The sequence below is a fragment of the Bosea sp. NBC_00550 genome, assembly GCF_026020075.1.
Lineage (GTDB): Bacteria > Pseudomonadota > Alphaproteobacteria > Rhizobiales > Beijerinckiaceae > Allobosea.
In genome coordinates this window covers 3,849,390-3,865,000 of the sequence record NZ_CP102772.1, presented here as the reverse complement: position 1 = coordinate 3,865,000, position 15,611 = coordinate 3,849,390, and the positions used below count along the sequence as shown (strand labels likewise).

Here is a 15,611-nt window from a genome sequence, read left to right as displayed (position 1 = left end):
CTGAAACCGCCCGATGTGGTGGTGTGGGCGTCGTACGCAGTGGACATGCCCGATAGAGGCAGCACCACGCCGTCGGGGAAACGCGCGCTGAGCTACGAATGAACAGCGACGCGGCGTTGGGCCATGCTCAAGCATCGTGTTTGATGGATCGCAGTATCCCCCGTGGCGACGTCGAAGCCCTTTCAAGCGTGAAGCAGCCCCCGGAGTGCGGCCATGGCCAAAGACCCCGCTGACGCCTTCGCCGACGCGCTCTCCTATGCGACCGACGCTTCGCAGCGCCTCGTATTGTTCCTGGATGCCTTGAGACAGCGCGGCCTCCAGTATGAGGAGCATCTGGCGCAGCTCGCTCCCCATGTCCTCGACTATGACACCGAGTTGGTCTGCGACGGACGCAGCCTGCCCCGGCCCGTCAACTACGTCGTGGTGCGGATCGCTCCTCCTCCAGGCATGGTCGTCGACAAGGTCAAGCGCCCCTTCGTCATCGTCGATCCACGCGCGGGCCACGGACCGGGCATCGGCGGGTTCAAGGCCGACAGCGAGATCGGCGTCGCGATGAGGGCCGGGCATCCCTGCTACTTCGTCGGTTTCCTGCCTGACGCTGTTCCGGGGCAGACGATAGAAGACGTCGCGCTCGCCGAGGCGGTATTTCTCGAAGCGGTCATTGCGCGGCATCCGGAGGCCGACGGCAAACCATGTGTGGTCGGTAACTGCCAGGCGGGCTGGGCCGTCATGATCCTGGCCGCGCTGAGGCCGGAACTCTTCGGCCCCATCATCCTGGCCGGCTCGCCCCTGTCGTACTGGGCGGGTGTGAAAGGCCAGAACCCGATGCGATACGCCGGCGGCCTGCTGGGCGGGAGCTGGTTGACCGCCCTCACCAGCGATCTCGGTGCGGGTACCTTCGACGGCGCATGGCTCGTCCAGAACTTCGAGAGCCAGAACCCGGCCAATACGCTCTGGAGCAAGCAGTACAACCTGTATTCCAAGATCGACACGGAGGTGGAACGCTATCTCGGCTTCGAAAAGTGGTGGGGCGGCCACGTCACCCTGAATGCCGAGGAAATCCAGTTCATCGTCGACGAGCTCTTCATCGGTAACCGGCTGGCCTGCGGCGAAATCAGAACCTCCGACGGCACGGCCATCGACCTCCGCAACATCCGCTCGCCGATCGTCGTCTTCTGCTCGAAGGGCGACAATATCACTCCGCCTCAGCAGGCGCTCGACTGGATCCTCGATCTCTACGGCAGCGTCGACGAGATCCGTTCCTATGGGCAGACGATCGTCTACGCCATCCACGACAAGATCGGACATCTCGGTATCTTCGTGTCGGCCGGGGTCGCCCGGAAGGAGCATGACGAGTTCGCGTCCAACATCGACTTCATCGACGTCCTGCCGCCGGGTCTCTACGAAGCGATCTTCGAACCGAAGACCGGAACCGAGGCCAACCCGGATCTGGTGAGCGGCGAATGGGTGATGCGCTGCGAAGCGCGAACCCTCGACGACATCCGAGCGCTCGGGGGGAACGAGCTTGAGGACGAGCGCCGCTTCGCCACCGTCGCCCGCGTATCGGAGATAAATCTCTCGCTCTACCGCGCGCTGGTTCAGCCCTGGATCCAGATGAACGCCAATCCTGCCGTTGCCGGGGCAATGCGGGCGATGCACCCGCTGCGCCTGCAATATGAGATATTCGGCTCGCGGAACCCGTTTTTTTCCTGGCTCGACGTAGCGGCTCCCAAGATGCGCCAGGAGCGCCAGCAGGTTGCAGACGACAACGTCTTCCTCAAGGCACAGGAAGCCGCCTCGGCCCAGATCGTCGGCGCTCTCGACAATTGGCGCCAGATCGTGGAGCGAATATCTGAGCAGACCTTCCGTACCGTCTATGGCTCGCCGCTGCTCCAATCGGCGGTGGGCATCGACACGCATTCGCAACGCCGACCTCGAGACGCCCCCAAGAGCAAGTTGCACGCCGAGCTCCTCGCGAAGCGTATCGAGGAACTACGCGCGAGCATGGCATCCGGTGACATGCTCAACGCTTGCGTACGGGCGCTTCTCTATGTCGGCATGGCGCGGGAAAGCGCGGACGAACGCAGTTTCGAAGCGATCCGGCGATTGCGCAGGCAGGGCCAGCATCTCCGCCGCCTGACATTGAGCGAATTCAAAGCGCTGACGCGCGAACAGTTCTTCATGCTGCTGATCGATCAGGCCGAGGCGTTGCGGACACTGCCCGGCCTGTTGCCCCCTGATCACGAGGGCCGAACCGCTGCATTCAAGCTTATTGAGCAAGTGGCGACGGCGCGAGGTTCACTTTCGGGGGAGGCTGCAGACCGGCTCGAAGAGATCCGACGTCTTTTCGAGGTTGCTTCACCGATGGGTTCGAATCCTCCCGGCAAGCTGCACGTCGCCACCCGACAGAGGGCCTAGGCATGCGCGTCGACGACAGCACTTTGGATGCGGACACCGCGAAACCGGGCTCCAAATACGACAGGCTGATTGCGGCGGCGCGCAGCGACACGCCGGCGCTGACGGTCGTCGCCCACCCCTGCGACGCCACCTCCCTTCGAGGTGCGCTGGAAGCGCGCGACGAGGGTCTTATAGTGCCAATTCTGGTGGGGCCGCGGCCAAGAATCCTTGAAGTCGCCCAGGCCGAGGGGCTGGATCTCGATGGTATCGAGATCGTCGACGCGCCGCACAGTCACGCCTCAGCGGCCGAAGCCGTCAAGCTCATCCGGGAAGGGCGCGGCGAGCTGCTGATGAAGGGCAGCCTTCATACCGACGAGCTGATGCGGGAGGTTGCAGCCTCGGCCACCGGTCTGCGCACGGAGAGGCGCATCAGCCATGTCTTTATCATGGACGTGCCCGGCCATGCCGAGACGCTCTTCATCACCGACGCGGCGATCAATATCTTCCCCGATGTCGACGCAAAGCGCGATATCGTTCAGAACGCGGTCGATCTTTGGACCGGGATCGGCCTCGGCGTGCCGCGCGTCGCGATCCTGTCGGCCGTCGAAACCGTGACGACCAAGATCCCTTCCACAATGGAGGCCGCGGCGCTGTGCAAGATGGCCGATCGCGGCCAGATCACGGGCGCATTGGTCGACGGCCCGCTTGCCTTCGACAATGCCATTTCCCCGGAAGCCGCCAGCATCAAGGGCATCAAATCGCCGGTGGCCGGGCGCGCGCAGATCCTCGTCGTTCCCGATCTCGAGGCCGGCAACATGCTGGCCAAGAATCTGACCTTTCTCTCCCATGCCGATGCGGCCGGAATCGTCCTGGGCGCGCGCGTGCCGATCATTCTGACATCGCGGGCCGATACGGTCCGCACGCGATTGGCATCATGCGCCGTCGCCGCACTCTATGCCGTCGCCCGGCGGGGAGTCGCCTCCGTGGCGGCGGTCTGAGCCCATGGATGCGATCCTTGTGGTGAACGCCGGCTCGTCGAGCCTCAAATTCCAGATCTTCACGGTCTCCCAGGCGACGCTGACACGCCAGGTGCGGGGGCAGCTCGACGGCATCGGCCAGCGGCCACGCCTGCGCGCGTCCGATGCCGGGGGCATGCCTCTGATCGATCTGATCCTGCAGCGCGAGGAGGTGCCAGATCTTCCTGCGGCGATCGACAAGACCCGAACGTGGCTGCGCAGCCTGGAGGGGTACAGCCTCCTGGCGATCGGTCACCGTGTCGTGCACGGGGGACCCGACTACTCTGCTCCGACCATCATCGATCACGCGCTCCTCGACAAGCTCGCGACCTATGCCGAGCTGGCGCCGCTGCACCAGCCCAACAATCTGTTGCCGATCCGGCTCGCGATGGACATCAATCCGGACGTGCCGCAGATCGCCTGCTTCGACACCGCCTTCCATCGCAACCATCCGGATCTGGCCGATTTCTATGCTTTGCCCCTGGCGCTTCACCGCGAGGGAATCAGGCGCTACGGCTTCCACGGGCTGTCATACGAGTATATCGCCGGGCGCCTCCGCGAGATCATTCCGCAGCTTGCCGTCGGGCGGATCATTATCGCTCATCTGGGCAGCGGCGCCTCGATGTGCGCCTTGCTGGACGGGCGCAGCGTCGAGAGCACGATGGGGTTCACCGCGCTCGACGGGCTGCCGATGGGAACGCGTCCGGGGCAGCTCGACCCCGGTGTCGTGCTGCACCTGATCATGCAGAAGGGGATGGCGGCCGAGGCCGTTTCGAAACTGCTTTACCATGAAGCCGGACTCAAGGGATTGTCCGGCATCTCCAACGATATGCGCGATCTGCTCGCAAGCGAGGATCCGCGCGCCGCTTTCGCGATCGACCACTTCGTCTATCGCTGCGCTCTCAACATCGGCTCGCTGACAGCGGCGCTGGGCGGGCTCGATGCCTTCGTTTTCACAGCGGGCATCGGAGAAAATGCGCCCGAGCTGCGGGAACGCATCGTCAGCCGCATGGCGTGGCTGGGAGCAGAGCTCGATCCGGAGGCCAACCGAGCCGGTTCATCGCTGATCTCGACGCCCGCCAGCCGTATCGGGGTCTACGTCGTTCCGACCGATGAGGAACTGATGATCGCCGGCCATACCTTGAGACTGATCACTGCCACCCATTGAGTCGAGGCCGTCATGACCATTCCAACCGCGAAAGCAAAGCTGCTCGAGGGAAAGCGGGGCCTGATCGTCGGGATCGCCAATGAGAGCTCCATCGCCTGGGGTTGCGCCCGGGCCTTCCGTGCATTCGGAGCCGAACTGGCCGTGACCTATCTCAACGAGAAGGCGCGCCCCCATGTCGAACCACTTGCCCGGCAGTTGGAAGCTCCCATCGTCCTGCCGCTGGACGTGGCCGTGCCGGGGCAGATCGAGGCGGTCTTCGAACAGATCGCCGAAAGCTGGGGCGAGCTCGACTTCGTGGTCCATTCCATCGCCTTCGCGCCGCGCGATACGCTGGCCGGCCGGGTCACCGATGCCCCGCTCGACGGCTTCCTGAAAACGATGGAGATTTCCTGCTGGTCGTTCCTCCGCATGGCGCAGTTGGCGGAGCCGCTCATGAAGAATGGCGGCACGCTCTTCACCATGACCTATTACGGCTCGCAGATGGTCGTGGAGAACTACAATATCATGGGCGTGGCCAAGGCAGCCCTTGAATCCGCCGTCCGCTACATGGCCGCCGAACTGGGCCCGAAGGGAATTCGCGTGCACGCGATTTCGCCCGGCCCGCTGGCTACACGCGCCGCTTCCGGCATCCCCGAATTCGACACCCTGCTGGAAAAGGCCAAGCGAAAGTCGCCGGCCCGCGAGCTCGTTTCCATCGACGATGTCGGCGCCGCGACCGCATTTCTTGCGCATGACGCCGCCCGGCTCATGACCGGTCAGGTTCTCTATATCGACGGGGGTTATCACATTATCGATTGAGTTGGCGCAGGCAGCGCCACATTGCGCGCATGGCCGCTCAATGAGCCAAAAATAGAGGCACCGGGGTGTTTTGAAGTAGCGAGCTTGTCACGCCGCCTAGAATGGCCTGGCGGAACCGCGAGTGAACGAAGGCGCCCATGATGATCAACTCGGTCGCGCTATCACGAACGTGCTGTCGCAGAGCCTCGGCGACGTCGCCGCCGGCCGCATCGAGCCTCACGAACTCGCTCTTCACGCGATGGCGCTCGAGAAAGCTGATCAAGCCGCTGGCGGGGGCTGCGCGGCTCAGATCTTTTTCTCCGGAGACGACTACGACCGAGACGGATTGTGCACTCTGTAACAGCGGCATCGCATCGCCGACGGCGCGGGCTGAACGGGCGCTGCCATCCCAAGCGATAGCAAGCCGCTGCGGCGCAGGATTGCCTCCCAGCTTCGGCACGACGATTACCGGTCGTCCACTATTGAACAGCGCCTCCTCGACCGCATAGCGGTTGCTTTCGAAAAGATCGTTGTTCCCATCGAGAACAGCCACATCATGGAGACGTGACTGTTGGTTGAAGCGCTCAGTCAGATCGTCGAGGGCGAGATCGGGCAGGTCAAACACACAGCTCAGGCCGGCTTCGTCGACAATAGCGCGAGCCGCTGCGGCACACGTCTCGACCAAGGCTCGCCGGCGCTTGTTCTCCTCCGCGACGATTCCGGCGGCGAAACCGCCGATCGGGCTGTAAGGCAAGGATGCACGCGGGACGAAGGCCTGGAAGGTCAGGCTCGATCCGAAACGACGTGCGAGGCCGACGCCAAAGCGCACGGCGGAGGTTGCCCCGCCATCGCCATCGTCGGCTGGCACCAGGCAGACCAGGATGCTTTTGAACTCTTGCGCCATCTGCCTCGCCTCCGGCCGTGATATCGACGTTCCGATCCCGTATGTCCGGCGTCCGCATCGCGCCTGTCTGCCGTCCGGTCCGGGCAAGCCTGCAGCAGAACCGAATTGTGCGAAGTCCTGTTGGCCTGGATAATGTAGTCAGATGCGAGCAGCCCCTTAACAAGGTGCCGTGCAAGCCCGTGGTGCGGCAGACCAGCGTCATGCGGGTGGGCTCCGGCAATTCATCCCCCACATGCCGCGTAAATGGTCGTCTCAGCGCGTGTCGCGATCAAGAGGATCGACGAAGCCGCTGCTCCCGTATCCTTTCGGCACCATCCCGCCGGCGCCGGCGACCCTGGAATATTTCGAGATGATGGGATGCGTTGCGACCTCGCGCCGGTTGTCAATCGCGACCTCGGTGGCGTTGATCTCGACGGCTTTATCGGAGGGATTTCATCACAAGCCGGGTCGGCAACGTATTGTCCTTGAGAACAGGTTCGCGCGAGCCACTTTCGTCTAAAATCGGAGGTCGGAAGGCCAATCCGGGCCGGGCAAATTGATCATGTATTCGAGCAGAGGCCTTCCGCGCGCTGCAGGCAGCGCAGCAAAATGGTTACGCCAGAAAGTGAGGGGGTTTTGCGCCGGAGCGCCCATCGCCCCGGACGTCTTTGTCGGGAGAACGCCATGCCTGTCCGGATCCTGCTGGCCTGCATCATCGCGGGCGGCCTTACCTCCCAGACATTCGCGCAGACGCCGCAGGTCCAGCCACTCGGGCAACCGCAGCCATCGGCAGGCACTCCCGTCCAAGCCGACCAACTCCTGAACAAGGCGCAACTCGACGCGCTCGTTGCGCCGATCGCGCTCTATCCGGATACGCTGCTGGCGCAGGTTCTGATGGCCTCGACCTATCCGCTCGAAGTCGTGCAGGCGGATCGTTGGCTCGCCACGAACAACAAGCTCAAGGGTGACGCCCTGAAGGTGGAGGCCGAAAAGCAGGCCTGGGACGTCAGCGTCAAGTCGCTCGTCGCCACGCCTTCGGTGCTGGAGATGATGAGCAAGAATCTCGACTGGACGCAAAAGCTCGGCGACGCGGTGCTGGCCCAGCAGCCCGACGTGATGGACGGCGTCCAGCGGATGCGGACGCGAGCCTATGACAACAAGAAGCTGTCCTCGGGCCCCCAGCAGGTGGTTGCGGTCCGGCAGGAGAGCGGGCGGCAGACGATCGCGATCGAGCCGGCCGTGGCCGACACCGTCTACGTGCCCTATTACGATCCAGGCGTGGTCTACGGCGCCTGGCCCGAACCCGCTTACCCGCCCTATTACTTCCCCTACACCGGCTATGTCGCCGCCGGCGTCGTGGCGACGGGTCTCGCTTTCGGAGCCGGCTATGCGCTCGGGCGCTGGAACAACGGCAATTACTGGGGCGGCAACGTCAACTGGAACAACAACAACATCAATATCAACCGCGACCGGGTAACGCATTGGCAGCACAACCCGCAGCATCGCCATGGCGTGCAGTATCGCAACAACGCGGTCCAGCAGCGTTTCGCGGGCAACAACAATATCCGGGCCGGGGCGGATGGACGGATGGATTTCCGCGGACGCGGCGGGGACCAGGTGCTGCGCCCCGAAGGCGGCCGCGGCGGGGCGGGAGCAGGTGCCCGCCCGGAACAAAGGCCGGGCGACCGCCCCGGCGCGGGCGCCAGGCCCGACCGCCCGGGCGGCGACCGCGCGCGGCCCGATGGTGGACGCGGCGGTCAGCCACGGGCGGCGACGCAGCAGCGGCGGCCGGAAGCCGGACGCGGCGGTCAGGCCCGGGCGTCCCAGCAGGCCCGGCGTCCGTCCAGCGGCGCGAACCGCGCCGCGGCATCGCGCGAGAGCGCATACAGGATGCAATCCGGTCGCAGCGCTAACCTTCAGTCGCAACGCGGGCATGCGAGCATGGGCGCCCGTCCGGGAGGAGGCCGCGCGATGCATGCCGGCGGCCCCGGGATGCGCGGCGGCTATGGCGGTGGAGGAGGCCGGGTCGGTGGTGGCGGTGGCCGGGTCGGCGGCGGCGGCTTCGGAGGCGGCGGCGGCCGGGTTGGCGGAGGCGGAGGCCGCGGTGGAGGCGGCGGCGGACGTCGCTCCGATATCCAGCTCAAGCATGACATCATGTTGATCGGCCGGCTGGATAACGGGCTGGGTTTCTACCGCTTCGCCTATAACGGCTCGCAGCAAAGCTATGTCGGTGTGATCGCGCAGGAGGTCCAAGGCGTCGCGCCCTGGGCGGTGCGTCGCGGCTCGGATGGCTATCTGAGGGTCGATTACCGTCAACTGGGCGTGCCGTTCCAGACTTTTGAACAGTGGAAATCGTCGGGCGCGCGGGTTCCGGCCGGAGGCCAAGGCCACCGGGAAGGATCGCCGGCTCCCGCCCATGTCTCGCATGTCGAGGATGCAAGGCCATGACCATCGCATCGCCAATGGAGCGATCAGTATTTCGCCTGATCTGCGCGGCCGCATTCGGCATTCTCGCGGCGGCGACGGCCGCGAAAGCGCAGGAGCCCTTCAAGACGCCGTCGGATGCTGCGACGGCGCTGATCGAGGCGGCGCGCGGAAACGAGGAAAAGCGCTTGCGCGCCGTTCTCGGAATTGTCGGGCGGGATAGCCTGCATTCCGGGGACCACGTCGCCGATGCAGCGGATCGCAAGCGCTTCCTCGAAGCTTATGACAGCCGGCATTCGATCAACGAGCGGGGCGACAAGGCGACGCTGCTCGTCGGTCCGGATGATTTTCCCTTCCCGATCCCGATCGTGCGCCGGGGCGAGGGCTGGAAGTTCGATGGCGTATCCGGCCGCGACGAGATCCTCGCCAGGCGCATCGGTCGCAACGAGCTCGCGGCGATCCAGGCGAGCCTTGCATTCTTCGACGCACAGCAGGAATACGCCGCCAAGGACCGAACCGGCCAGGGCGCGGGCGTCTATGCGCAGAGGATCGTCAGCAGGCCGGGCGCCAAGGATGGCCTCTACTGGAACAGCGCCGCTGGAGAGGAGCCGAGTCCCCTGGGCGAACTCGCCGCTGAAGCTGCGGCGGAAGGCTATAAGGCGGGTGAGACGCGCCGGCCCTTCCACGGCTACTACTACAAGGTCCTGAAGCGCCAGGGGTCCTCGGCGCCGGGCGGCGCGATCGACTATGTCGCCGGCGGCAAGATGCTCGGCGGCTTCGCCCTGCTGGCGTATCCGGCCGAGTATGGCCGCTCCGGTGTAACGAGTTTCATGCTCAATCACGCCGGGACGGTCTATCAGAAGGACCTTGGCTCCGGCACCAACCGCATCGCGGCGCGTATGCAGAGCTTCAATCCAGACAAGGGCTGGGAGAAGGTCTCAACGAACCGAGCAGATTAGCAGGACAGCCTGGAGCGCTCTCCAGGGAACATTCTCTGCCTGGCCCAATGGTTGTTCCCTGAAGATCGTTTCGATTGATCCCGGCATGGAGCCAGGCGCCTCCATCGCCTCGGCCCCAATGCACCGCCCTCAAAAAGGGCCGGGGCGCTCTGACTCGCCGCGGCTGCAACCGCCCGTTGTTCTTTCACGCGCAATGCGCCGCCCCGTGAAAGCAGGCGCATACAGATTCGATAAAAACAGGCTTGACTGTTTGTAAATGAGAACACAACCTCCCCACGATCCCGGCAGCGAGGTTGGCGTGAGCGAAACCGGCAAGAGACGATCGCAGAAGGAGCGCAGCGCCGAGACCTCGACGCGTCTCATGGCTGCGACCATCGACCTGCTTCACGACCGAGGCCTCTCCCGCACCACCACCCCGGAAATCGCCCTGCATGCGGGTGTCTCCCGCGGCGCGCTGACCCATCATTTCGCCGGCCGCGAGGCAATCATCAGCGCCTCCGTTGCCGACCTGCTGAGCAAGGCGGCCCGCGACCTGCACCGCTTCGCCGAGGACTTCATGGAGCGGGGCGGCTCCAGCGACGAGATCGTCGACTACATCTGGCGGATGATGGACGACCGGCTCTTCTACGTGACGATGGAATACCTGCCGGAGGCCCGCCACAATCCCGATTTCCGCGCGGAGCTCATCCCGACCGTCCGCGAATTCCATGCCGGCCTCGACGCGGTCTGGACAGCGCTCGCGACCCGCGCCGGTACCGACCCCGACCATACCCGGATCGTGATGAACGCCACCATGTGTCTCGTGCGCGGCATGATCAGCCAGACCGTGCTGCGTCCCAACGACCCCGTCTACTACGAGAGCATGCTGAACTTCTGGAAGCAGCAGGTGCGCCAGCATTTCCCGATCAAGCCCGCAATCGTCGCCGCCAAAGCGCGCAAGGCTGCCACGGCATGACGGCTGCCCTGACCATCGAGGGCCTGAAGCTCGGCTTCTACGGCGTGCAGGTGCTGCGTGGCGTCGATTTCGCGGTGCCGCAAGGCTCCTTCACCGGGCTGATCGGGCCGAACGGTGCCGGCAAATCAACCTTGTTCAACGCCGTGTCGGGCCTTTACCGGCCGAGCGCAGGCTCTGTCCGGCTGGGCCAGACCGAGACGGCCGGCCTGCCGCCGGAGAAGCTGGTCGCGGCCGGCCTTGTACGCTCGTTCCAGCTCGCCCGCGGCTTTCCCAAGCTCAGCGTCTTCCAGCACCTGATGCTCTACGGCGCGGACCAGCCCGGCGAGCATCTGCTGGCGGCCCTGCTCGGTACAGGCCCTGCACGCAGGCGCGAGGCGGAACTGGCCGAACGCGCCTTCGAGATCGCCCGGCGGCTCAAGCTCGACCATGTGCTCGACAATCCCGTCACTGCGCTTTCCGGCGGCCAGAAGAAGCTCGTCGAGATCGGCCGTGCCCTGATGGCCGCGCCGAAGCTGCTCCTGCTCGACGAGCCGATGGCCGGCGTGAATCCAAGCCTGACCGAACAGATCGCCGAGCACCTCGTCGCGCTCAACCGCAACGGGCTGACCATCTGCCTGATCGAGCACGACATGGGGCTGATCCGGAAGCTCTGCGCGCCGGTCATCGTCATGGCCGAGGGAAGGACACTGACGCAGGGCAGCTTCGAGGAGGTCGCCTCCGACAGCCGCGTGCAGGAAGCCTATCTCGGGAGGCGGCATTGAGCCCGGCACCGGGAGACTTGCTCACCGTCGACGGCATCGTCGCCGGCTACGGCGCGGCCGAACAGATCCTGAAGGGCGCATCGCTGCGGGTCGCTCCCGGCGAGATCGTCTCCATCATCGGTCCCAACGGGGCCGGCAAGTCGACGCTGCTCAAGACCATCGCCGGCCTCGTCCCGGCGCGCGAAGGGGCGATCCGGCTCAACGGCGCCGACGTCACCCGCGCGAATGCGCTCGGCCGGGCGCGCGCCGGCATCGGCTTCGTGCCGCAGGAGCGCAACGTCTTCGGCGCGATGACGGTCGCCGAGAACCTGGAGATCAGCGGCTTCCAGGAGCCGGGCAAGGTCGGCAAGCGCAGCGAGGAGCTATATGCGCGCTATCCGATGCTGACGGAGAAGCGCAAGGCGCTGGCGCGCACGCTCTCGGGCGGCCAGCGCCAGATCCTCGCCATGGCGATGGGGCTGATGAACGCGCCCTCGCTGCTGCTGCTCGACGAGCCGACGGCCGGCCTGTCGCCAAGGGCGGCCGATGAATTGTTCGACGCGATCGTTAAGCTCAACCAAGGTGGGCTGCCGATCCTGATGGTCGAACAGCACGCTCTCGAGGCGCTCGAAATCTCGACGCGGGGCTATGTGCTGGTTTCCGGCCGCAACAGCCGCGAGGGCGCCGGGCCGGCGCTCGCCAACGATCCGGATATCCGCCCGCTTTTCCTCGGCGGCTAGGACGAAACCACGCCGTAACAATCAAGCAAAACAAGCAGGGGACCATCATGACGCCGTTCGCAACTGACCGCCGCAGGCTCCTGACCGGAGCCGCCGCCCTCGCCAGCCTCTCGGCCCTGTCCGGCCGCGCCCTCGCGCAGGGCGCCCCGATCAGGATCGGCACGTTGACGCCGCTCACCGGCTCCGGCGGCCCCTACGGCCCGGTCATGGTCAAGGCGGTCAAGGCCGTGATCGACGAGGTCAATGCTGCCGGCGGCGTGCTCGGCCGCAAGGTCGAGCTGGTTTCCGAAGACGACCAGACCAATCCGGAAGCAGGCGTGCGCGCCGCCCGCAAGCTGATCGACGTCGACAAGGTCTCGGCCATCCTCGGCACCTGGGCCTCCTCGGTGACGACCGCCGTCGCGCCGCTGTGCTGGGAATCGAAGACCTTCCTGGCGACGGTCTCCGGCGCGGATTCGATCACGCTGCTGCCGCATCAGGGCTATCTGATCCGCACCCAGCCCAACACCACGCTGCAGGGCAAGAAGTTCGGCGAGTTCTGCATCGACCAGAAGGCCAAGCGGGTCTTCTTCCTCTCGCCACAGACGCCCTTCGCCAAGAGCCAGTTCGACAACATCACCGCCGCCGTCAAGGCCGCCGGCGGGGAGACCGGCTCGCTGATCTATGACGACAAGAAGCCGGCGTACCGCACCGAGATCGACGAGGCGCTGCGCTTCAAGCCGGATGCCATCATCTTCAGCGGCTACACCCCCGACACCGCCGTGATGCTCAAGGACATCTACCGCGCCGGCTTCTCGGGGCTGAAGGTCGCCTTCGCCTATTCGGTGAACCAGAAGCTGGTCGAGAGCGTGCCGGCCGAGGTGGTCGACAAGACCTTCACCATCGCGCCGTCGCCGGCCGAAGGTTCCAAGGCCTACGAGCGGCTGGTGAAGATGATCGGCGTCGCCTCGCCCGATCCCTACACCACCCAGATCTACGACCAGATCAATCTCGTGCTGATGGCGATCGCGCTTGCGGGCGAGGCCTCAGGCCCTGCGATCAAGGACGCGATCCGCAAGGTCAGCCAGGCTCCCGGCGGGGTGAAAGTCGACAACGCGGTCGACGGCCTCAAGGCGATCGCCGCCAAGCAGCCGGTCGACTATGACGGCGCCAGCGGCCCCTGCGACTTCACAGAGACCGGCGATATCAGCGACTGCCGGTTCCGCTACGAACAGGTGCAATCGGGCAAGCTCGCGCTGGTGAAGATCGCGTGACCCAGCTTCTCCAGGCGCTCATCAACGGGGTGATGACCGGGACGCTGATCGCTGTCCCGGCCATCGGCTTCTCCGCCATCTTCGCGGTGTTGCGCTATCCGAACTTCGCCATTGCCGCTTACGCCACGATCGGCGCCTTCGCGGCTTGGTGGGCCAATGCGCAGATGGGGCTGCCGGTGATGGCCGCGCTCGTCGTCGCCTTCGTGGTGACGGGTGCGGTCGGCGTCGTCGCCGAGGAGACTGCGCTCAAGCGCCTGCGGAACAACGGTGCGCTGATCGTCGCCATCGCCTCGATCGCGCTCAATCTCGTGCTCGAGAACATCGTGCGCTTCATCTTCGGCAACGATATGCGGGGCTACGATCTGCCGATCGCGCGCGATCTGCGCTTCGGCGAATTGCGCATCGGTCCGCAGCAGCTCCAGAGCCTCCTGCTCGCGGTGCTGATCATGGCCGCCATGTTCGCCTTCCTGCGCTACACCCGCTTCGGCAAGGCGATGCGGGCCGTCGCCGACAATCCCGACCTCGCCCGGCTCAAGGGCATCGATCCGGCCCGGATCGCGATCGTCACCATCTTCCTCGGCGCGGGGCTGACCGGGATGGGCGGCGTACTGATCGGATTGGACACCTCGATCGACCCGCTGACCGGCTATCGCGTGCTGCTCTCCGTCTTTGCCGCCTCCGTACTCGGCGGGCTCGGCTCGATCCCCGGCGCCGTCCTCGGTGCGCTGATGCTCGGCGTTGCCGAGGAGCTCGCGCTGCTGGCCGTTCCCGCGACCTACCGCACCGCCGTCGGCTTCGTCGCCATCCTGCTGATGCTGACCTTCCGCCCGCGCGGCATCCTCGGTGAAAGGGCCGCCTGATGCTGTCCTATCTGATCTTCACCCTGACGCTCTGCGGCATCTATGGGCTTCTGGCGCTCAGCCTCAACCTGATCTGGGGCGGGGCCGGCCTCGTCAATCTCGGCCTCGCCGGCTTCTTCGCTGTCGGTGCCTATGCCTCGGCGCTCGCGACCGGCGCCGGTGCGCCCGTCCTGATCGGCTGGGGAGCGGCACTCATCGTCGGCGCGGCGGTCGGGCTCATCGTCACCTTCGCGACTTTGCGCCTGCGCGACGACTATCTCGCCATCGTCACGCTCGGCTTCGCCGAAGTGATCCGGCTCGTCGCGCTGAACGAACGCTGGCTGACCAACGGCTCGGACGGCATCTCCGGCATAAAGGCACCGCTGAAGGCGGAGCTCGGCACGCAGAATTTCGCTTTCTTCTATCTCGCGGTGGTCACCCTGGTGCTGATCGTCGTCTGGGCGCTGCTGCGCCGGCTCGACCGCTCCCCCTATGGCCGCGCCATGAAGGCCATCCGCGAGGATCAGCAGCTCGCGGCCTTCGCCGGCAAGACCGTATTGCGCTTCAAGCTCCAGGCGTTCGCACTCTCGGCGGCGATCGCGGCGCTGGCAGGTGCGCTCTACGCGCATTTCCAATCCTATATCTCGCCCGATCACTTCCAGCCGCTGATCACGATCTACATCTTCCTCGCCGTCACGGCCGGCGGCGTCGGCCGCCCGAGCGGGGCGGTGCTCGGCGCCTATAGCGTCGTGATCTTCCTGGAGGCGACGCGCTTCCTCACCGAGTGGGTGCCCGGGCTGCAGCCGGTCCAGCTTGCCGCCACGCGCGAGATGCTGATCGGCCTGGCGCTCATCCTCGTCCTGCACCTCAAGCCGCAGGGCATCCTGCCCGAGCGAATCCCGAAGGCGCCGGTCCCGCCGGCTGCCGCCTGAAACCGAAGGCCCGCCATGTCAGACGATCTCGCCATCCTCGCCGCATTGCTCAAGGAGCCGGGTCAGCCCGAGGCTGCCTTCAAGGCTTTCGAGGACATCGCCAGGCGGCTCGTCGGGCATGAGCTCTTCACCCTGCTCTATGTCGACGGGCAGGAGGTCGCGCGCATCTATTCCAACCGGCCGGACGAGTACCCGGTCTCCGGCCGCAAGACGATGGGCCCGACGCCCTGGGGCAAGCATGTGCTGGACGGCCGCCAGCCCTATCTCGGCAAGGACAAGGCCGGTATCCGCTGGGCCTTCTTCGATCATGAATTGATCGAAAGCATGGGGCTGGGTTCCGTCATCAACATCCCCGCGATCTATGACGACAAGGTCGTCGGCACGATCAACCTGCTCGCTTCTGAGCACCATTACCGCGAGGAGCATGTCGCGCCGGTCGAGCGGCTGGCGCCCATGCTGGTGCCGGCCTTCCTCGCCGCGCGCGCCGCAAACAAGGCCGCCTGATTCAATCCTCCTGAGCCTGCCCGA

General features: G+C 65.5%; 14 protein-coding genes. 13 read left to right on the top strand and 1 reads right to left on the bottom strand.

Annotation, left to right across the window (positions count from 1 at the left end; all coding sequences use genetic code 11):
- Positions 1 to 213 precede the first annotated feature (213 nt).
- Genes NWE53_RS18565 through fabI form a run of 4 tightly spaced genes read left to right on the top strand, consistent with a single transcriptional unit; the run spans position 214 to position 5,379 of the window.
- On the top strand, positions 214 to 2,418 hold the full coding sequence (locus NWE53_RS18565; RefSeq protein ID WP_265050854.1) for a DUF3141 domain-containing protein: 2,205 nt from the start codon (positions 214 to 216) through the stop codon (positions 2,416 to 2,418).
- A gap of 2 nt (positions 2,419 to 2,420) precedes the next feature.
- Entirely contained in the window at positions 2,421 to 3,395 is a 975-nt protein-coding gene (locus NWE53_RS18560; protein ID WP_265050853.1) for a phosphate acetyltransferase, read from the top strand.
- Between the two features lie 4 nt (positions 3,396 to 3,399).
- The gene (locus NWE53_RS18555; RefSeq protein WP_265050852.1) at positions 3,400 to 4,581 is read left to right on the top strand and encodes an acetate/propionate family kinase; all 1,182 of its coding nucleotides are present in this window, start codon (positions 3,400 to 3,402) and stop codon (positions 4,579 to 4,581) included.
- A 12-nt stretch (positions 4,582 to 4,593) separates the two neighbouring features.
- A complete protein-coding gene (fabI, locus tag NWE53_RS18550; RefSeq protein ID WP_265050851.1) occupies positions 4,594 to 5,379 on the top strand; it encodes an enoyl-ACP reductase FabI in 786 nt (261 codons plus the stop codon).
- 37 nt (positions 5,380 to 5,416) lie between these two features.
- Here the strand turns inward: fabI and NWE53_RS18545 are convergent, their stop codons facing one another.
- On the bottom strand, positions 5,417 to 6,262 hold the full coding sequence (locus NWE53_RS18545) for a universal stress protein (RefSeq protein ID WP_265050850.1): 846 nt from the start codon (positions 6,260 to 6,262) through the stop codon (positions 5,417 to 5,419).
- Positions 6,263 to 6,925: 663 nt separating this feature from the next.
- Here NWE53_RS18545 and NWE53_RS18540 point away from each other — a divergent pair.
- From NWE53_RS18540 to NWE53_RS18500, 9 genes are all read left to right on the top strand, one after another.
- Positions 6,926 to 8,689, top strand: coding sequence for a DUF3300 domain-containing protein (locus NWE53_RS18540; RefSeq protein WP_265050849.1), 1,764 nt, complete (start codon positions 6,926 to 6,928; stop codon positions 8,687 to 8,689).
- On the top strand, positions 8,686 to 9,624 hold the full coding sequence (locus NWE53_RS18535; protein ID WP_265050848.1) for a DUF2950 domain-containing protein: 939 nt from the start codon (positions 8,686 to 8,688) through the stop codon (positions 9,622 to 9,624). The genes NWE53_RS18540 and NWE53_RS18535 overlap by 4 nt, the downstream gene beginning before the upstream one ends.
- A 298-nt stretch (positions 9,625 to 9,922) precedes the next feature.
- Positions 9,923 to 10,579 carry a TetR/AcrR family transcriptional regulator gene (locus NWE53_RS18530; protein ID WP_265050847.1) on the top strand — a complete coding sequence of 219 codons (657 nt, stop codon included), beginning with the start codon at positions 9,923 to 9,925 and terminating at the stop codon, positions 10,577 to 10,579.
- Positions 10,576 to 11,340, top strand: a complete 765-nt coding sequence (locus tag NWE53_RS18525) for an ABC transporter ATP-binding protein (protein ID WP_265050846.1) — start codon at positions 10,576 to 10,578, stop codon at positions 11,338 to 11,340. Before NWE53_RS18530 ends, NWE53_RS18525 begins: the two co-directional genes overlap by 4 nt.
- Entirely contained in the window at positions 11,337 to 12,059 is a 723-nt protein-coding gene (locus NWE53_RS18520) for an ABC transporter ATP-binding protein (protein WP_265050845.1), read from the top strand. Before NWE53_RS18525 ends, NWE53_RS18520 begins: the two co-directional genes overlap by 4 nt.
- 47 nt (positions 12,060 to 12,106) lie before the next feature.
- Positions 12,107 to 13,312, top strand: coding sequence for an ABC transporter substrate-binding protein (locus NWE53_RS18515; protein ID WP_265050844.1), 1,206 nt, complete (start codon positions 12,107 to 12,109; stop codon positions 13,310 to 13,312).
- Entirely contained in the window at positions 13,309 to 14,172 is an 864-nt protein-coding gene (locus tag NWE53_RS18510; protein WP_265050843.1) for a branched-chain amino acid ABC transporter permease, read from the top strand. The genes NWE53_RS18515 and NWE53_RS18510 overlap by 4 nt, the downstream gene beginning before the upstream one ends.
- Complete coding sequence (locus NWE53_RS18505) at positions 14,172 to 15,083, top strand: branched-chain amino acid ABC transporter permease (protein WP_265050842.1); 912 nt, start codon at positions 14,172 to 14,174, stop codon at positions 15,081 to 15,083. Before NWE53_RS18510 ends, NWE53_RS18505 begins: the two co-directional genes overlap by 1 nt.
- A gap of 15 nt (positions 15,084 to 15,098) precedes the next feature.
- Positions 15,099 to 15,587: a GAF domain-containing protein gene (locus NWE53_RS18500; protein WP_265050841.1), complete on the top strand. Its 489-nt coding sequence runs from the start codon at positions 15,099 to 15,101 to the stop codon at positions 15,585 to 15,587.
- Positions 15,588 to 15,611 lie beyond the last annotated feature (24 nt).